14 protein-coding genes are annotated in these 17944 nt (G+C 46.1%); 1 reads left to right on the forward strand and 13 read right to left on the reverse strand.

The annotated features are described in order from the left end of the window. Position 1: 1 nt before the first annotated feature. Entirely contained in the window at positions 2 to 1873 is a 1872-nt protein-coding gene (locus BLP57_RS12050; RefSeq protein WP_021653014.1) for an NADH-quinone oxidoreductase subunit NuoF, read from the reverse strand. Beyond that, positions 1870 to 2349 (reverse strand): complex I 24 kDa subunit family protein, encoded by a 480-nt coding sequence (locus tag BLP57_RS12055; protein WP_015525285.1) that lies wholly within the window; start codon positions 2347 to 2349, stop codon positions 1870 to 1872. Before BLP57_RS12055 ends, BLP57_RS12050 begins: the two co-directional genes overlap by 4 nt. A 400-nt stretch (positions 2350 to 2749) precedes the next feature. On the opposite strand from BLP57_RS12055, the gene BLP57_RS12060 reads away from it, so the two are divergent. Beyond that, entirely contained in the window at positions 2750 to 4258 is a 1509-nt protein-coding gene (locus tag BLP57_RS12060; RefSeq protein ID WP_092072010.1) for a 4Fe-4S dicluster domain-containing protein, read from the forward strand. Between the two features lie 424 nt (positions 4259 to 4682). Here the strand turns inward: BLP57_RS12060 and BLP57_RS12065 are convergent, their stop codons facing one another. From BLP57_RS12065 to BLP57_RS12115, 11 genes are all read right to left on the reverse strand, one after another. Beyond that, positions 4683 to 5411: a glucosaminidase domain-containing protein gene (locus tag BLP57_RS12065; RefSeq protein WP_092072015.1), complete on the reverse strand. Its 729-nt coding sequence runs from the start codon at positions 5409 to 5411 to the stop codon at positions 4683 to 4685. A 63-nt stretch (positions 5412 to 5474) separates the two neighbouring features. Then, positions 5475 to 6326, reverse strand: coding sequence for a bifunctional 5,10-methylenetetrahydrofolate dehydrogenase/5,10-methenyltetrahydrofolate cyclohydrolase (locus tag BLP57_RS12070; RefSeq protein WP_015525289.1), 852 nt, complete (start codon positions 6324 to 6326; stop codon positions 5475 to 5477). A gap of 14 nt (positions 6327 to 6340) precedes the next feature. Further along, complete coding sequence (locus BLP57_RS12075; RefSeq protein WP_021651423.1) at positions 6341 to 6970, reverse strand: cyclodeaminase/cyclohydrolase family protein; 630 nt, start codon at positions 6968 to 6970, stop codon at positions 6341 to 6343. A 98-nt stretch (positions 6971 to 7068) separates the two neighbouring features. Beyond that, positions 7069 to 8754, reverse strand: a complete 1686-nt coding sequence (locus BLP57_RS12080) for a formate--tetrahydrofolate ligase (RefSeq protein ID WP_015525292.1) — start codon at positions 8752 to 8754, stop codon at positions 7069 to 7071. Positions 8755 to 8852: 98 nt separating this feature from the next. Further along, complete coding sequence (locus BLP57_RS12085) at positions 8853 to 9515, reverse strand: DUF3786 domain-containing protein (protein ID WP_059085927.1); 663 nt, start codon at positions 9513 to 9515, stop codon at positions 8853 to 8855. Positions 9516 to 9542: 27 nt separating this feature from the next. Next, positions 9543 to 11483 carry a corrinoid activation/regeneration protein AcsV gene (acsV, locus tag BLP57_RS12090; protein ID WP_092072018.1) on the reverse strand — a complete coding sequence of 647 codons (1941 nt, stop codon included), beginning with the start codon at positions 11481 to 11483 and terminating at the stop codon, positions 9543 to 9545. 148 nt (positions 11484 to 11631) lie between these two features. Then, on the reverse strand, positions 11632 to 12417 hold the full coding sequence (gene acsE, locus BLP57_RS12095; RefSeq protein WP_015525295.1) for a carbon monoxide dehydrogenase/acetyl-CoA synthase methytransferase subunit: 786 nt from the start codon (positions 12415 to 12417) through the stop codon (positions 11632 to 11634). 110 nt (positions 12418 to 12527) lie between these two features. Beyond that, the gene (gene acsC, locus BLP57_RS12100) at positions 12528 to 13874 is read right to left on the reverse strand and encodes an acetyl-CoA decarbonylase/synthase complex subunit gamma (RefSeq protein ID WP_015525296.1); all 1347 of its coding nucleotides are present in this window, start codon (positions 13872 to 13874) and stop codon (positions 12528 to 12530) included. A gap of 21 nt (positions 13875 to 13895) precedes the next feature. Beyond that, on the reverse strand, positions 13896 to 14837 hold the full coding sequence (gene acsD, locus BLP57_RS12105; protein WP_015525297.1) for an acetyl-CoA decarbonylase/synthase complex subunit delta: 942 nt from the start codon (positions 14835 to 14837) through the stop codon (positions 13896 to 13898). A gap of 173 nt (positions 14838 to 15010) precedes the next feature. Continuing rightward, complete coding sequence (gene acsB / locus BLP57_RS12110; protein ID WP_092072021.1) at positions 15011 to 17140, reverse strand: acetyl-CoA decarbonylase/synthase complex subunit alpha/beta; 2130 nt, start codon at positions 17138 to 17140, stop codon at positions 15011 to 15013. A 17-nt stretch (positions 17141 to 17157) separates the two neighbouring features. Next, positions 17158 to 17931: an ATP-binding protein gene (locus tag BLP57_RS12115; RefSeq protein ID WP_015525298.1), complete on the reverse strand. Its 774-nt coding sequence runs from the start codon at positions 17929 to 17931 to the stop codon at positions 17158 to 17160. Between the last annotated feature and the right edge of the window lie 13 nt (positions 17932 to 17944).

Below are 17944 nucleotides of genomic sequence, written 5' to 3' on the forward strand. Positions count from 1 at the left end.
TCTATGCTTCCACATAAATCGCATCAAAGTTACAGTTATCCTTACAGGATCCGCATTTGATACATACGTCATTGTTGATTACATGTGGATGCTTGATCTTTCCTGAAATCGCACCAGTCGGACAGTTCTTTGCACACTTGCCGCAGCCGATACAGAACTCAGGATTGATATGGAATTGACGGAGCGCCGTGCAGACCTTCGCACGACATTTTTTATCTACGATATGCTCTACATATTCGTCACGGAAACGCTTCAGAGTACTGATGACCGGAAGCGGTGCACTCTTACCGAGTCCGCACAGGGCCATGCTCTGAACCATGTTTGCAAGCTCTTCCAGCTCATCCAGATCGGAAAGCTCACCCTTACCTGCGACGATTCTCTCCAGGATCTCAAGCATACGTTTGGTACCCTCACGGCAGGGAACACATTTACCACAGCTCTCACGCTGTGTAAAGCTCATGAAGAAACGCGCAACCTCTACCATACAGGTATTCTCATCCATAACAACAAGTCCACCGGAACCCATGATGGCATCCAGCTTCTTAACAGAATCAAAATCAAGCGGATGATCGATCTGATCGTCGATCAGACATCCACCGGAAGGACCACCGATCTGTACACCCTTAAATGCAGCACCACTCTTAAGACCACCACCGATGTCATAAATGATATGACGGAGGCTTGTTCCCATTGGAACCTCGATAAGACCGGTGTTCTCAATGGAACCGGTAAGTGAGAAAGTCTTGGTTCCAGGGCTTCCCTCTGTACCGATGGTGTGGAACCAGTCTGCTCCCTGAAGGATAATCTTCGGTACGTTGGCATAAGTCTCTACGTTATTCAGAACCGTAGGTTTACCCCACAGGCCCTGCTCAACCGTTCTCGGAGGTTTTACTCGAGGCATACCTCTGTTGCCTTCGATAGAAGCAGTCAGGGCAGAACCTTCACCACATACGAACGCTCCGGCACCGCGATTGATATGTAAGTGGAAATTAATACCGGAACCAAGGATATTATCACCAAGAAGGCCATAGGACTCTGCCTGCTCAATAGCCATTCGAAGTCTCTGTACAGAAAGAGGATACTCGGCACGCACATAAATATAACCATCTTCTGCACCTACTGCATAGGCAGCGATCACCATACCCTCGATCATCTTGTAAGGATCACCTTCCATTACGGAACCATCCATAAATGCTCCCGGGTCACCCTCATCACCGTTACATACTACATAACGGACTTTTTCCGGCTGGCGTGCAACCTGTGACCATTTCTTGCCTGCAGGGAAGCCTGCACCGCCACGGCCGCGGAGACCAGACTTCGAGATCTCGTCGATAACACCCTGTGGGGTCATCTCAAAGAAAGCCTTCGCCATAGCGGAAAATCCGCCTACGGAAATATATTCATCAATGGACTCTGCATCGATCTTGCCACAGTTCTCAAGAACGATCCTTGTCTGCTGGTTCAGGAACGGAATGTCACTGGGATGTGGACAGGCCTCATCATTATGACGATAAAACAGACGCTCAACAGGCAGTCCGCAGATCACGGTCTTCTCTACGATCTCGCGACAGTCGTCTACCTGAACATGTACATACTGATAATCATAGGGCTCAATTCTCATAAGAGGACCAAGTTCACATAAGCCCTGGCATCCGGTCTTAACGATTCCTACATGAGGAACATCCTTCTGCATCTCAACCGCAACACCCTCGATTCCCTCACAGAGTCTTGACATTTCTTCATAAATCTTCTGAGCACCGGAAGCAATACATCCGGTACCGGAACAGACGAGAACACGGCAGGTATAGCCATCAAGATTCTTCTTAACCTCAGCCTGTTTGTTTTTCAGATCTTCCATACTGGTTATACTCATACGCTCTCACCTCTCAATTCATTTAAAAGCTCAACAGCCTTCTCAGGAGTCATCTTCGGGTGAACTTCATCATTTACAGTCAGTGTCGGTGCAAGTCCGCAGGCACCAAGACAGGAAACTGTCTCAACGGTAAACATCATATCATCTGTAGTATGCTTCTTATGACTCAGTCCAAGTTCCTTCAGCATTGCTTCCTTTACAGGCATGGACTTACGTACATGACAGGCAGTACCGTCACATACCTTGATGATGTACTTGCCCTTCGGCTCAAAGGAAAAGTTTTCATAGAAAGTAGCTACACTGTACGCCTTCGCTTCTTTTACACCAATCTGTTCCGCAACATAAGTAAGAAGCTCTCCCGGAAGATAACGGTACTCAGCCTGAATATCCTGCATGATCGGAATCAGTGATGCAGCTTTCCGGCCGTAGTGCTCGATGATCTCGTCCGTTTTTCTGTAATACGTCTGGTCTAACATTCGGTTCCCTCCTTGTTTCTCATAGATTTTCCACTTGATCAACCTGTTCCACTACAGGTTAATGCTTTAACACTCTGTCAGTGCCGCGCATTTATACAAATCATTATTTTGCACTATTTCATGCCTTTAATTATAACTTATATGGTCATTTTTCACAAGCGGTTTTTTTGCTTTTTTCAGAATATATTGAAATGTTTACAGTGGCTTACTGATTTTGTATCTATTTTCCATAAAATATGTTCAATTTTTAACAGCCTTGATAATAAAGATACAAATCTGCTCTTTGTTTCTGCCCCAAAACATTAAAGCCGGTTATTGATTTTATTTCTCAATTACTTTAAGATAGATAAAAAGTGCGTGGAAAACATTTAATTAATTTATTTTGTAAAGGAGAACATCTATGCGAAATCTTGACACACCAGTAAAACAGATCCGGCGAAAGATTTTTACCGAAATTGCTAAGATCGGATTTGAATCCACGGACGAATCAATGATCCATGATATCGAATCCATTCCCTACAATATTGTAGAGGAACGCGCGAAATACCGCGAAAGCATCTATCGTGAAAGAGCTGTTGCAAGCGAACGTGTCCGTCTGGCCATGGGACTTTCCCTCCGCCCGGAAAATCGTTCCGTCCACCTTACCGATGGCGTGAAGGCCAGCAACATTGACGAGAAATATTATGAACCACCTCTTATGCAGGTGATCCCTTCCGCATGTTCCGCATGCGAATCCAACAAATACGAAGTCAGCAACATGTGCCGCGGCTGTGTCGCACATCCCTGTTTACTCACCTGCCCCAAAGGCGCCATTTCCATGGTAAACGGAAAATCCTTCATCGACCAGGACAAATGTATCCATTGCGGAAGATGCAAAGCTGTCTGTCCTTACGATGCCATCGCCCATAAAGAACGCCCCTGCGAACGTGCCTGCGGTGTAAAAGCCATCGAGAGCGATGAACAGGGACGCGCCTCCATCAACCAGGATAAATGCGTATCCTGCGGCATGTGCATGGTCAGCTGTCCATTCGGAGCTATCTCCGACAAATCCCAGATCTTCCAGCTGTCCCACGCCCTTCGAGAAGGAACTGAGATCATTGCAGAAATCGCCCCCGCCTACATCAACCAGTTCGGCGAAGACGTCACCCCGGGCAAATTCCGCTCCGCCCTTAAACAGCTGGGCTTCTCAAACATTTACGAGGTAGCACTGGGCGCAGACATCGGCTGCATCTCTGAGGCACACCACTACGCCAAAGAAGTAGCCACCGGCAACCTCCCGTTCCTCCTCACTTCCTGCTGCCCGTCCTGGTCCGTCATGGCAAAGAAATACTTCCCGGCTATGATCGACAACATCTCCCAGGAGCTGACCCCGATGGTGGCAACTGCCCGGATCGTAAAAAAAGAGCACCCCCATGCGAAAGTAGTCTTCATCGGACCATGCGCCTCCAAAAAACTGGAAGCCATGCGACATTCCGTAAGAAGTGATGTAGACTTCGTGATCACCTTCGAGGAACTCTGGGGCCTGTTCGACGCCAAAAGCATCACCCCATCCACCTGCGAAGAGCTCCCGGAAGAAACCCAGGCCGCAACCGCAGCAGGACGAGGCTACGCCATTGCAGGCGGCGTAGCCGGAGCCATCGAAAACTGTCTGAAGGAATACTATCCCGATGTACCAGTCCACATCGAACACGCAGAAAGCCTTGCCGAATGCAAAAAAGTCCTCACTCTGGCAAAAGCCGGCAAGATCAAAAACTGCATGATCGAAGGAATGGCCTGCCCCGGAGGCTGCATCGGAGGCGCCGGAACCAACGCCGGCTTCGCAAAAACCTCCAAGGCCCTCAAAAAATACGTAGACAGCTCAGAACCAAAACTCCCCTCACAGGAACTGGAAAACCTGGAGTTGAACTAAATACCCCCAATATATCGAAATACTTTTTAAGCATTATTAAATAAAAAACGGAGATGCAACCTAGATGATTAAAAATCCAGGTTACATCTCCATTTTTTATCAACCAGGACAGGGCAAAGCCCGCCTCCATCCCTCATCCACATCCTTCCCCATAGCCAGACAACCTAACACCGCCAACGCACAGGCCCGGAAGGGAGTGCGGTTCTGTCTGCGGACGACTCTGCAGGAGGTGTGCTGGATCTTAGGCGGCGGGACTTCTGCGTTATTTTTCAAAAGCCAGCTGTCTGAGCGGCAAAAAGCCGCGAGTTCTGGCTTTTGGAAAATGGTTTTAGCAGAATCCCGGCGCCTTAGATCCAGCCGCCGACGAAGCCCGGCCGCGGACAGAACCGCACTCCCTTCCGGGCCGTCCCGTTCGCCACCACCACTACTTCTCCACCGTCTCCGTACTCTCCGGCCAGGTATACTCCTCCCCCTTCAACTCCGCCAGAAGACTCCTAAGCTTATATCCATAGCTTCTCCCGGCGGCCCAACCGCCGCCGTAAGGATTCTCCTGAATCCCAAGCCATTCCACATAAGGTGCGCTCTCCCGGGTCACATACTGAAAACGGTTATCCACACAAGCCTGGTTCAACTCCTCCGAAGAAGCATAAGCCTTCAAATGCTGCACCTGCGCCCGGATCCCCGTCCTTACATCAGGAAAAGAATTACCGGCAACACCACCACCGGTAGTTCCCAGCCCCGAAAAATTAAACTGCACCGCACTGGCATCCCCACCAAACTGAAGCCATCCGGTCTCAAGCATGGCCTGCTCAAAAACAACCTCTCCACGGACGCCCTCCGCATCCGCTTCCTCTATCACAATCGTGCAAAACGTATCAATATCCGGTGCACCACCCTCCGTCAGGATGCCGGAAGGATACTCCACATTCTGCGCCTCATACTGCACTACCATATCCTCCGCATCCACTGTGGTACACCCCATGATCGTATAATATCCATAAGTATTATCTGTGGAATCATCCACAAAACCCTCTGTATCACTCTCTCCAGATGACTGAGGCTTCGAAATCTGACCCTCCATAGAATGATCCGCTTCCTCTGCCAAAACACCTGCAGGCGTTCCGAACACCAGAACGCCTGCAAGTACCATCATCCGTAAACAAAAACTATTTCGGAATCTGTACATATATAAATGATCAACCCTTTATTACTGTTATTACTGCGCTTTTCTCATTGCAGCTTCAACCACATGACCTACAAGAACAGAAGTTGTAACACTTCCTACTCCGCCAGGAACCGGTGTGATCGCATCAACGATTGGCTCAACTGCCGCATAATCAACATCACCACAAAGCTTGCCCTCTGCATTGACATTGATACCAACATCGATAATAGTCTGTCCCTCTCTGACATAATCAGCGCCGACAACACCAGCACGACCAGCTGCAACGATGACGATATCCGCCTCTTTTGCAACAGACGGCATATCAACGGTTCTTGTATGGCAGATCGTTACTGTCGCATTTTTCTTAACAAGCATCATGGCAGCCGGTTTACCAACTACAAGACTTCTTCCGATAACAACCGCTTTTTTGCCTGTGCAGTCGATTCCATAGTGATCAAGGATCTCCATGCATGCCTGCGGTGTACATGGCGGGAATCCGATCTTCTTGCCTGTAAATACACCAGACATGGAAAGATCTGTCATACAGTCAACATCCTTCTCTGCTGCAAGTGCATTCTCGATCACTGCCTGATCCAGATGTTTTGGCAGCGGACGGAACAGAAGAACTCCATGGATCTTGTCATCTTTGTTTACTTTATCGATGGTTGCAAGAAGCTCATCCTGGGAAACATCCTCCGGAAGAAGAATTTTCTCACATGCAACACCAAGAGTCTCACAGCGCTTTGTAGCACCTCTCTCATAGGAAATATCGCTTGGATTCTCACCAACACGGATAATACAAAGTGTAGGATCTACACCTTTTGCCTGAAGCTCTGCAACGTTCGCTTTGATCTTTTCATTGAGAGCCGCTGTTACTTCTTTACCTAATAACTGCTTTGCCATTTGTCTGGTTCCTCCTATTTCAGTCTTCCGAGAACACTGTCAAATGTCTCGTCTGCGATCTTTGTATATTTCTCAAGCATAGCGTCTGCTTTTTTGTTTAATTCCTCTGCATACGCACGGTCAGCCATAGATTTTGTGTTAATGTACACATTCAGGCTTGCTCCCTTAAGAGCTGCTTTGCAGAATGCAGCACCTACACCAGCATCACTGATTGCAAGCTTAGAACCTTTTGCTCCGAACTCAACGATAAGTTCAATAGCCTCGCAGCATTTCTCCATGATCTCCATAGGAACAGAGCATGCTTCCTTGAGGGCAGCTTCCATTACTCGAGCCTTCTCAGCCTTCTCTTCTTCTGTCTCTCTCGGCATTCCGTAAGCCTTGGAAAGAGGCTCAAAAACTTCCGCATCTCTCTCGATCAGATGAAGGAAATCTTTCTGAAGCTGATCACATTTCTTTTTCAGCTCCCACATTTCATCTTCTACATCTGCATATTTTTTCTTACCGACAGTAAGGCTTCCAACCATGTTTCCAAGAGCTGTACCAACAGCAGCTACAAGGGCAGATGCACCGCCGCCGCCTGGAACCGGTGCCTTGGAGCTTAATACCTCGACAAATTCAGTACATGTACTGGTAGAAAATCCCATAGGACTCTCCTCCTTATATTCTTATTTTAGCACTCTTTAGAGCCCATTGGGGGCTTTATAAAAAGCCCCCTCCGGTTGTTTTTGATCTTATGTTCCGATTAGAAGAGACCTGTGATCTTACCTGTCTCATCTACATCGATCTTGGTTGCTGCCGGAACTTTCGGGAGACCTGGCATAGTCATGATCTCACCTGTCAGAGCAACGATGAATCCTGCACCTGCGGAAATCTTCAGGTTACGTACTGTTACCTCAAAGTCTGTCGGTGCACCAAGTTTTGTCTGATCATCAGTCAGACTGTACTGTGTCTTAGCAACACAGATCGGGCAGTTGCCAAATCCAAGTGCTTCCAGCTGTTTTGCCTGTTTCTGAGCATTTGCTGTAAGAACAACTTTCTTACCACCGTAAACTTTCTGTACGATGTTATTCAGTTTATCCTCGATGGATCCCTCAAGCTCATAAGCATATGTGAAGTCATTCGGCTCCTCAACAAGACGGATTACTTCCTCAGCAAGCTTCATGCCGCCTTCGCCGCCTTTTGCCCATACCTCGGAAAGTGCAACGTTAACGCCAAGCTCTTTACATTTTGCCTCAACCAGGTCAAGCTCTGCCTTGGTATCGGTCGGGAATGCATTGATAGCAACTACACATGGAAGTTTGTATACATTCTTGATATTGCTTACATGTTTCAGAAGGTTTGGAAGACCTTTCTCAAGAGCCTCAAGGTTCTCGTTGTTCAGATCTGCCTTCGGAACACCACCGTTGTATTTCAGTGCACGAACAGTAGCTACGATAACAACTGCGCTTGGATGAAGGCCTGCCATACGACACTTGATGTCAAGGAATTTCTCTGCACCAAGGTCAGCACCGAATCCAGCCTCTGTGATAGCATAATCTGCAAGTTTCATAGCCATCTTTGTAGCTGTTACGGAGTTACATCCATGAGCGATGTTTGCGAATGGTCCGCCGTGTACGATTGCAGGAACATGCTCCAGTGTCTGTACAAGGTTTGGTTTCAGGGCATCTTTCAGAAGTGCTGTCATAGCACCCTCTGCATGAAGATCACCAGCTGTTACCGGTTTCTGCTCGGAAACTTTACCATAGGTATATCCGATGATGATTCTGGAAAGTCTCTCTTTCAGGTCTTTGATGTCACTTGCGAGGCAAAGAACTGCCATGATCTCAGATGCAACTGTAATGTCGTATCCGTCTTCACGAGGCATACCGTTTGTTCTTCCGCCAAGACCATCTACTACATTACGAAGCTGACGGTCGTTCATGTCCACGCAACGTCTCCATGTGATCTTTCTCGGGTCAATGTTCAGGTCATTACCCTGGAAGATATGGTTGTCGATCATTGCTGCAAGAAGGTTGTTTGCCGCACCGATCGCATGGAAGTCACCGGTAAAGTGAAGGTTGATATCCTCCATCGGAACTACCTGTGCATAACCGCCGCCTGCTGCACCACCTTTTACACCGAATACCGGTCCGAGGGATGGCTCACGAAGAGCTACCATTACTTTTTTGCCCATTTTCTGCATTGCATCTGCAAGACCAACGGTTGTTGTTGTTTTTCCCTCTCCTGCAGGTGTCGGGTTGATAGCTGTTACGAGGATCAGCTTACCATCTTTCTTGTCACTCTCTTTTAACAGATTGTAATCAATTTTTGCTTTGTACTTACCGTACTGCTCCAGATATTTGTCGTCAATACCTGCCTTCTCTGCAATCTGTGTAATTGGAAGCATTTCGCACTCCTGTGCAATTTCGATGTCACTTTTAAATCCCATAATGTTACCTCCCTTTAGGTATTTTTACAGTTTTTAATCCCTTAAAACTGCATCTCTATAAAAACAGGTCCCATCCTGTTCTTAACTATTTTTCATTTTTAAAGACATTTCAGAAATGCCTTTAAAGACCCAATGATAACGTCTCCCATAACGGCCATATCCTCAGCCGCAAAGGAAACCGGAAAATTATCAGAAAACAAGATCTGTGAGGACGGCGGAAATTCATCATCCCCCTCCCAGAGGATCATCTGAACTACATATCCTGGAAAGATCTCCACCTGGTATGCAATATCTCCATGATCCACGGGAACCGCATGGATGTGTTCCATGATCTCCTTGAAATCCTTAAGTCTGTTTCCGTATGTGAAAGCCAGGCGTTTGATGCACCTGCCATCAAACTGACGGAGATAAACCTCTCCCCAGGGCATTTCCCTGTATGTTTTAAACCTTCCGCTTCCCTGAGATACATTCCCGTTCAGCAGAAAACGGATAGCAAGGATCTTTGCATAATGCATTTCCTCAAGAGGATAAAATCCCGCATCATCTTCCTTATGAGTTACCTGAAAATCCGGCCAGGAAATATAATAAACGCTTCCCAGGAATTTCAGAGTCAATTCTTTCTTCTCTTCGTCATAAGGAAGTGAAAGACGTCCGGCAATTTCTGCCGGGTCTGCCTTAGCGAACTCCTCTGTATAATGCTCCCAGGGCATTCTTTCTTTGCTGTCTTTTTCATAATTCAAGTCATTTATACTAAAAGCCATGTTTTACCTCTGCTGTTTTAGTCTGCTTTATCTCTTCTGCTGTTCTTCCATAACAGACGGAAACAGATTTGTGTCCGTATGCGGAATAAAGCATGCACCTACAAACTCATCCATATAGGTAGGAACTGTAGAAAGCTCCAGGTAAGTCATATTTGAAGCCAGTTCATAGGTTTTCTTCTCTGCTGATGTGGAATGAAGCATCAGATAAGCACCCGTCAGAGAAGAGTTCCCAATGTAATGGAACTTCTCAAGAGGGATATCCGGGAACATTCCGATATGCACTGCATTAGCCATATTGATCCCGCTTCCGATTCCACCTGCAACATATACGTCATCGATCATGGACACATCGAAATCAAGAGAATTCAGCATAGTACGGATTGCAGAGAAAATAGCACCTTTGGCACGGATAAAATTATCAATATCTACTTCTGTGATCTCAACATCCTTGGCAGAACCGGCTTCCTCCTCAAACGCGATCACATAGCTTCCCATGCCATAATGATCGTGACGGATTCTTTTGCCCTCACGGACAAATTTTCCCTTCGGATTGATGATTCCTGTCATAAAAAGTTCACTGATCACATCAATGATACCGGAACCGCAAAGTCCTACCGGTTTGGTTCCAGGTTCGCCTACAACCTTATATGTCGGCTCCATAGTTTCTTTATCAATGGTACATGCCTCAATAGCACCGTCTGTAGCACGCATACCGCAGCTGATATCTCCACCCTCAAAGGCAGGACCTGCGGAACATGCACAGCTCATCATAAAATCGGAATTACCGAATACAAGCTCTCCGTTAGTACCAAGGTCGATAAACAGAGAAAATTCCGGTCTGTTCCAGATCATACTTACCAGTGTACCGGCAGTGATATCTCCACCTACATAGCTTCCGATATTCGGAGCCATGATAATATGTGCATCCGGATTGATCTCAATTCCCACATCCGATGCAAACAAGGAATTTGTTTTGAAAAACGTAGGAATATACGGTTCCATACGAAGCGGATCCGCATTGATCCCTGCAAACAGATGATTCATGGTCGTATTGGAAGCAACACACATCCGGTAGATCTGTTCCTCCGGGAAATGAATGCTTCTGCACATCTCATGGATCATCGGGTTAATGGTCTCTTTGATCACTGCATCCTGAAGTTTCTTCTTTCCGCCAGGTTTCTGAGATTCGATGATACGATTGATAACATCCGCACCAAAACGGATCTGTCCGTTTCCGGAAGAACTCTTGGCCAGGATCTCTCCTGTTTCCATATTGATCAGGACTGCAGAAACGGTTGTGGTACCGATATCTACAGCAAGACCACCGATCACAACATCTTTCTTACTGTCAAAAATATCATAAACATACATGTCATTTGGTGCTGTACGAACCACGCACTTCACAGAAAATTTACTCTCACGAAGTACATCCGGAAGCTTCTTAAGCACCGCATACGGAATTCTGACACGCTTCAGGTTCATAAACTTCTGAAGTGCACGGGTCAGTCTTTCATTATCCGGCATGGTATCATCCAGTGATGGAATATCCATCTGAAGTTCCACAACATCAAGACTGTTTGTAAGTTCTATGCCAGCCATCTCAACTTCATGCTTGGCATTTTCAAAAATAGCGATTTCTTCTTTTGAGCTCAAATCAGCCACTTTCATTCGGCTCTTATACGCGGATGCAATATCCGGAACAAGAACCTCCACATCTGCACTGATCTTGCTCATACAGGCCAGACGCCAGCCTGCGCCATATTCTTCATCCGAAATATGAAGAGTTTTCTTTGAGTCCAGTTCTCCGCTTTTTAACTGTACCCGACATTTTCCACAGGCTCCGTTTCCGGAACATGGTGCATCGATAGCCACATTGGCACTACGAGCAACCTCCAGTAAATTATCCCCCGCATTGGCAAATGCTTCTACCGTACTGCCATTTTCAAAAGCAAAAGTCACCTTAAACATTCGGCAACCACCTTTCTCGCCTCGTAAAAGTTATTCGTCTTCCACCTGTGGCGTTGGGAGTTAGACTAAACTATATTAGTAAAAAAGAGGCTGAAGGCCGAAGCCCCCAGCCTCTGAAACAGCGCTCCTGTTTTGTTCACACGCCAAATTAGATCTCAAGGTAAGAATCTGCGTAAAGTGTGTTACCCTTGAATACGTCACAGGATTTGATTGTCTCCATAAGACGAAGGTCGTTAGGGTTAACGATTGCAGATGTAAGACCATTCATCATAGCCATAGCTACAAGAGCAGAGTCCATGATCGGACGGATATGTTTTGGCATACCGTTACTGTTGTTGGAAAGACCGCCAGTGGAGTTCAGACCCATCTCGGAGAACATCTTGATTGCCTCAAGAACTTCCATCTGTTTGTCCTGCATTCCTTTTACAACAAGGAAAAGCGGATCAAACCAGAGATCCTCTGCTTCCATACCAAGGCCAAGACCTCTCTCAAGCATGTTCTGGCAGTGCATCATACGCTCGTCATTGTCTGATGCAACCATACCGGAAGAGCAAAGTGCGATACAGATCGCATCGTTAGCTGCTGCAAGGTCGATATTGGAAATTCTGTCTCCAGCATCTGCAGAGTTTACGATCGGTTTACCTTTGCTTCTGTTGTATACGGAAATACCAGCCTCAATAGCTTTCTGGTTTGTAGTATCCAGAGCAAGCGGAACATTGTCAAACTCAGACTGAAGGAGCTGTACTGCCCATTTCATAAGGTCCTCGCCATCGTTCTCAGCCGGTCCGATGTTTACATCAAGATATGTAGCGCCCGCATCAAGCTGCTGTTTTGCTCTTTTGATGATCGGCTCAGGATCTCTCTCAGTAAATGCTTTATTTACTGCCGGTGCTGTTGTTGAAAGTCTCTCCCCAATTGTTACAAATTTTGCCATACTCGTGTTCTCCTTTACATATTAGTAGGATATGGCTGTGCAGCAAACCTGCACAGCCGTTTATAACTGCCGGCGATATTGCCGGACAGCTGATTTCTTAAACCTTAAGTTTATGCATCAAGGTCTTTTAAGAATTTCACAAGCTGTACTGCTTCTCTTGGTCCTACGATGATCTCCCATCCAGGAAGCTTAGCCTCAAGATCGCCCTTAAGAACTGCTACTTTACCAGGAATAACCAGTCTTCTGCATTTAACCTTCGGCTCAACATTCTCTTTGATATACTCGGAGATGCTGTTTCCGGAGAATTTACCTGCTGCCCAGGATGTAAGTACGGAAAGTCCGCCTGCATCATTGATCACCAGGTTAAGCGGAACACCGGAACGCTCCAGCTCGCCAGATACTACGAAATATGTAAGAGCAAAGTCTACTGTTGTTACAACGAGAGAATTCTCGTCTGCTCCGTTCAGAGGATAAATGCCCGGTTCTACCTTCATTGGCTTCTGCGGGTCTGTAAATACGTTCTGACGAAGACCGAACAGCGGAAGTGCCTCTGCATATGTCATCTGCTCCATAACGATGATAGAACCATATTTCATAGTAAACATGGAAGCAAGTGCTGCCTGTAAATGTTTGTCACCCTTCGCAAGTTTAACAAGGTTAACGATAGAAGGATAACCAAATGTTCTGTCCTGATTCTTAAGAGCTGCACGACGAACCTGTACAGTATTTGCAAAGGTCTCTTTGATGTCAGCTCCTGTTGTATCAAGTACAAGATTCTTGTTGCCAAGTTTCTCAATAGCTGCTGTAGTATCATATAACTCATTGATGTCCTTACCGGATACACCGAGAACTACGCCTGCATCTGTAGCAACCTTGCTCATTGCCTCGTAGTTGGAAGCGTTTGCTCCGTTAAGAACCGGTTTGCCGTCCTTACATACTTCAAGGGCAGCTTTTGCGATCTCAGGATCTGTACAGCCAAGGATCAGTGTTCTTCCAAGACCTTTAGCCTTCTCTACAAGTGCTGTAAATTTTGCAGCATCTGCATTCTCATCGCAGTTTACATACACAAGCTCTACATGCATTCTCTCACCGATACGATCATAGTCAACGTGTGGGATCTCTGCAAGTTTTGCTTCTACTTCTTCATCACTCATGCATGTGCAAAGTGATACGGCATATCTTGTTTTGCTTACAAATGTCTTCTCATGTCTGAAAAGAACAGTCTCTCCACCAAGTGTAAACTCTCCATCGCCTGTTCCGATCTTGATAGTTTTCATTGGCGGTGCAGTTGCCTCAGAAAGAGATGCTAATGCATCCTCGGACATATGAGGACACTGCTCAATTTTCATAGCGCCCTGTGCAACTTTCATAGAGAAAGCCATACATGTAGGGCATCCACATTCCTTACAGTTTTTCTTTGGTGTTAATTTAAAGATCTGAATACCATTCAGTGCCATAGCTCTTTATCCTCCTATTTATTACGCAAGTGCTTTGATCAGCTTGGAAATTGTCTTAACAGATTCCGGATGTCTTAAGATAACTGCATCAGAACCAGCTGCAAGATCAGCTGCTGCTGTCTCAACTTCCATGTCGATTCCACGCTCGTCCTGTGGTCCCCATGCCGGCATGTCTGCTTCAGAAGCCATTGCCTCTTTAACATTCCATGTCTCAGCGGATACAGGTGTAATAATAGGCATCTGCAGCATGTTATCATTCTGGCCTAAAGCGGCACCTTTGATACGGTCCATAGTAGATACTACGTACTCATATCCATAACCAACTGCTGCACTACCGATATTCATAACGATCTTCTTAGCATCTACACCAAGCTGTGTAGTAACAACGTTAAGCTGTTTAGCAAGGTTGATATCAACGGCAGACTCAGCGCCTACGATCTGATTGTAAGCAAGACCTGCTGCTGCACCGATCGCTTTGTAGTTCTCCTCTTTCTCGGAAAGGATCAGTGCATTTCTGCCCTGAAGAGCCTCTGCAACCTTCGGAAGGAGCTCTGCATCCTTCTCAACATTCTTGCAGCCCTCTACAACCAGTGGACAGTCAACTGCATCTGCAACTTCTTTAACAACTGCGATCAGCTCATCGATAGATTTGTTAACACCGTTCGGGTCGCCGCCCTCAAGAATAAGTGCAACAAAGTCAGCACCCTCCATAGCTGCAGCTTTCTTAGCAATGTCAGCCATTGTAGTAGCGCCTTCATAGTAAGCTTTGATACCTTCAGATACGCCCTCAAGACCCATATCAGAGATCTCTACACCGATCTTCGGGCAGTTCTCTGACTCTGCGTCAAAGGAATAAAATGGGAATGTACAATCCCCACCAATTGTCACAGTCTTATCTCCGCTTCCGATTGTGACAGCATTAATCTTTGCATTGAACTTTTGTGGTTTCTGATTAAACGGCATTTTTCGTTAGCCTCCTTAAAAATAATAATTAAAAAACTACAGAGCTTCTTATATTATACTACATAGCACCAGTTATTGGCAAGATGCAGCACTATATTTCTGTTAAAAAATCAACAAACTTTTTAACAGTTTGCAGGAGAAAGGATGTCCGCACATCCTTTCTCCCTGATAAATTACATCATCGGATCAAGTCCGAGAGCCGGATGTCCTTTTTCTGTAAGGAATGCAACCAGTGTCTCCGGATCTTCTGCGATCGTCTCATCACCGATCATGTCTGTAAAGTTATCGATTCCGTAAAGCTCTTTTGCAGTCTTATTAAGTCTGTCAGCTACGAATTCTTTCAGTTCTTTCGGCATCCATACGATACGCTCGATACCGCCCTCAGCCTTCATGAACTTCTTGGAGGAAATGAAATGTTTACCATGTCCCATGAATCCAGGTGTCTGAACTCCACCACCTGTCATGGATGCCATCTCAGGGAATGTCATTCCAAGTGGTGTCATGCCTGCATACTCACGGTTAGCAATAACAACACCGTTGGAGAATGGCTCGATACCACAGATACACTCGAAGCATCCGCAGGAAGTCATCGGATCCTGCATGATGGAGTACAGTGTAACGTGCTCCAGAGCACCCTGGGAGAATTTCTGAACTGCCTCATCAACGTCCTCATAAGAACCAAGATTCTCATCGATCGGACGCTCTTTTGTGATGATCTGGCAAGGACCAGCTGGGTCAAGCTGATGTGTAGCTTTTGCATCCAGCCATGAAACCGCACCGCAAAGACCAAGTCTCTCAGGTGTTACTACACATACGTGGCTTGGTGCGAATGCCTGGCAAAGGATACAGCTGTAATATACGTCAACAGACTCATCTGTCAGAGTATCAAGACGCTCATCACGTTTGTCAAAGATCGGAATTGCAACCTCATGACGGATTCTTGTACACTCAGCAGGATCTGTATAGATAACAACCTCACATTTATCAACAACCGCATCGAACTCATTCTTAACAGATGCATAAAGAACCTCACCGATATGTTTGATTCTGAAGCCTGCATTAAATGCATCAATGCTGATACGGATACGCTGCATATCACGCTGTCCTGTATGGTATACACCCTCGATACAGTTGATGTAGTTGTGGAATTTACGCTCGATAACCGGCTCAAAGTCAGACTGCATATTCTTACCTGCAACTTTAACAACATATGCAATGCTGTTCTTGCTGCCGAATTCCATCTCATCTACTTCAGGTCCGATTACTGTGATCTTGTGATCCTCGATCTCAGAAGCATCACAGGTCTGTACAAGCTCTGCACAGTCTACACGGGAGCCATCGAACTCAACCTGCATATCTTTACGACGGATGATCTCACCCTCGAATGCAGATGCGAAAGCAACCGGAATATCAATATTTGTGATCTTGATCTTAATATCACGCGCCTCAAGAGAAGTAGCGTTAAATTTGCTTACGTCCTCCTGAACGATAAGGCTCTTCGGTACACGGAAGATATTCTCTGTCTCATTTGTAACAACCGGGAATCCAAGTGCGATAGCGCCTGCACCGCATGCTACGATCACATCATCCAGAGGTTTGAATGCGTTAACAAATGCCGGTACACGATCCATTGTGTATTTCATAAGTGTTCCTGCATCTCCAGGTGTTACGTTACCGAAGATCAGAGCTGCACGGATCGCAACGGAAACTACATGAACAACAGATGTAACATCTTTTCCAAGAGGAATAACACGAACGTTGGCACCTGTCTTCATTCCGGCTTCTGCAACCTGATCAATGATTCCGCCAACAAGTGTTACCAGGATACCCTGTGCCTGATAGCTCTTTACAAGAGCAACACCCTCTTCTGTAGTAGGAGCAGCACCAAGGATAACAGCAACGCCTGGGATATCGCCTGTTACAAGCGGTACACCGAGCTCACGGATAACAGCATCACCAAGATGTCCATAGCATGGCTCTTCGTAAGGAGTTGCTCCGTCGATATATTTCAGAACCTCGATGAACTCTGCGCAGAGTGCTGTAGCAACACCGGACATGAATGCATCGTTCAGTCTTTTCTCTCTTGTCATAAGTGTTTTTACAACGCCAAGAGCTTCTTTTAATTCTTTTAATGTTGTAACTTTTGTTCCTGTTACAGCATAGTAGCAAGGAAGGCTGTAAGCGGTATTCGGGAAGCTGACAGCTTTGTCTTCGCCATACTGAGCGATCGCGCCGTCAATAGCACCCTCTGTTAAACCATATACAGCATCGTTTCCGCCGAATACTCTATCAAATAAAGTCACTGTAATACCTCCTATTTTTACAGAATTGAATTCTGATCAATTTTGTCTTTGATTTTTCTGATTTCAGCTGTTACAGTTTCACTGAAATCGTAGGGAGATTTTCCCTGACGATCAGCATCTATAACTTCTGTATTGTAGTGGATCATTCCAAGCAGATCCTCTGCCGGGATCTTACTCCGGATAAATTCCTCATCCTCCGGATTTCTTACCTTATTGGCCACGACCTTAACCTGAGAAACTCCCAGATCCTTTGCAAGACGTTTAACATTCTTATATGTCTGTACACTTCTTGCCCCTGGTTCGATCACTACAATAAATTCATCCATGCTCTCCGTGGTGCCCCGGCCCAGATGTTCCAGGCCGGCCTCCATATCCATGATCACCACATCATCTCTGTGGATCACAAGGTTATTGATCACTCTTTTAAGCATCACATGTTCAGGACAGACGCATCCGCCTCCACCTGTTTCCACAGTTCCAAGGACAAGCAGCTTTACGCCATTACAGGTTTTTCCATAAGTATCCGGAATATCGTCTACCTTTGGGTTCAGTTTATAAAACTGATTCTGGCTGTTGGCTCCGGTGCGTTCTTCTATGAGCTTACGCATTTTTGAGATTGGAACAATAGAATCCAAGGTTTCCTCGTCAAATCCAAGGGCAAGACCCAGGTTCGCATCCGGATCCACATCCGCCGCAAGGACTTTTTTTCCCTCATCTGCGTATAGTCTTGCAAGTGTTGCTGCGAAAGTTGTCTTTCCTACTCCGCCTTTACCGGTTACTGCTATTTTCATTTTACGTCTTCCA

The organism is Blautia sp. SF-50, from assembly GCF_900101315.1.
GTDB classification, from domain to species: domain Bacteria; phylum Bacillota; class Clostridia; order Lachnospirales; family Lachnospiraceae; genus Blautia_A; species Blautia_A fusiformis.

Excerpts from the sequence above, each read along its gene's own strand:
- BLP57_RS12050 (WP_021653014.1), bottom strand. The coding sequence starts at position 1,873 with ATGAGTATAACCAGTATGGAAGATCTGAAAAACAAACAGGCTGAGGTT.
- BLP57_RS12055 (WP_015525285.1), bottom strand. The coding sequence starts at position 2,349 with ATGTTAGACCAGACGTATTACAGAAAAACGGACGAGATCATCGAGCAC.
- BLP57_RS12060 (WP_092072010.1), top strand. The coding sequence starts at position 2,750 with ATGCGAAATCTTGACACACCAGTAAAACAGATCCGGCGAAAGATTTTT.
- BLP57_RS12065 (WP_092072015.1), bottom strand. The coding sequence starts at position 5,411 with ATGATGGTACTTGCAGGCGTTCTGGTGTTCGGAACGCCTGCAGGTGTT.
- BLP57_RS12070 (WP_015525289.1), bottom strand. The coding sequence starts at position 6,326 with ATGGCAAAGCAGTTATTAGGTAAAGAAGTAACAGCGGCTCTCAATGAA.
- BLP57_RS12075 (WP_021651423.1), bottom strand. The coding sequence starts at position 6,970 with ATGGGATTTTCTACCAGTACATGTACTGAATTTGTCGAGGTATTAAGC.
- BLP57_RS12080 (WP_015525292.1), bottom strand. The coding sequence starts at position 8,754 with ATGGGATTTAAAAGTGACATCGAAATTGCACAGGAGTGCGAAATGCTT.
- BLP57_RS12085 (WP_059085927.1), bottom strand. The coding sequence starts at position 9,515 with ATGGCTTTTAGTATAAATGACTTGAATTATGAAAAAGACAGCAAAGAA.
- acsV (WP_092072018.1), bottom strand. The coding sequence starts at position 11,483 with ATGTTTAAGGTGACTTTTGCTTTTGAAAATGGCAGTACGGTAGAAGCA.
- acsE (WP_015525295.1), bottom strand. The coding sequence starts at position 12,417 with ATGGCAAAATTTGTAACAATTGGGGAGAGACTTTCAACAACAGCACCG.
- acsC (WP_015525296.1), bottom strand. The coding sequence starts at position 13,874 with ATGGCACTGAATGGTATTCAGATCTTTAAATTAACACCAAAGAAAAAC.
- acsD (WP_015525297.1), bottom strand. The coding sequence starts at position 14,837 with ATGCCGTTTAATCAGAAACCACAAAAGTTCAATGCAAAGATTAATGCT.
- BLP57_RS12115 (WP_015525298.1), bottom strand. The coding sequence starts at position 17,931 with ATGAAAATAGCAGTAACCGGTAAAGGCGGAGTAGGAAAGACAACTTTC.